The following is a 477-nucleotide window of genomic DNA, read 5'->3' on the forward strand; positions in this document are numbered from 1 at the left end:
GCGTTCCAGGACGCCGAGCAGCCGCTCCAGGGTCTGCTCGCAGAAGCCGGGCGGGATCTCAACCGTGGTGCCGCCGAGCGTCAGTCGCAGCGGCTCGGCCTGTGTGTCCGCAACATGCTCCGAGGCCCCGACGGTCAGAAAGTGCTGCCTCTGACCGGTGCCCGCCTGCGCCTGATCGGTATCACTCCGGCGCTCGGTGGGCGTGTCCGGCTCGGCGGCACCGCGACCGCGGCTCCAATGCGGGTAGTGGCTCGACCACCAGCGCAGCGTGCTGATCTTCAGCCCGTGCACCCGGGCATACTCGCTCTTGCTCATCCCAGAGCGGGCCCAGTCGGCGAGCACCTGACGCCAGAACTCCCGCTTCGCCTCGCGCTTCGCTCTCTGGCGATCCATCTCGAACCTCCCAACGGTGCAACTCACCGAAGGAGGCTAGTCGGGCGGGCTCAGCCTTCGACAGACGGGATTGCCCGGACAGGT

At 68.6% G+C, this 477-nt stretch carries 1 protein-coding gene; it reads right to left on the reverse strand.

The features are described from left to right. A partial coding sequence (locus LRG07_RS13830) for a hypothetical protein (RefSeq protein ID WP_238642786.1) occupies nt 1-393 on the reverse strand: 393 nt, incomplete at its 3' end. Nucleotides 394-477 lie beyond the last annotated feature (84 nt).

Origin of the sequence: Halorhodospira sp. 9622, from assembly GCF_022228025.1 — a bacterium.
GTDB lineage: Bacteria > Pseudomonadota > Gammaproteobacteria > Nitrococcales > Halorhodospiraceae > Halorhodospira > Halorhodospira halophila_A.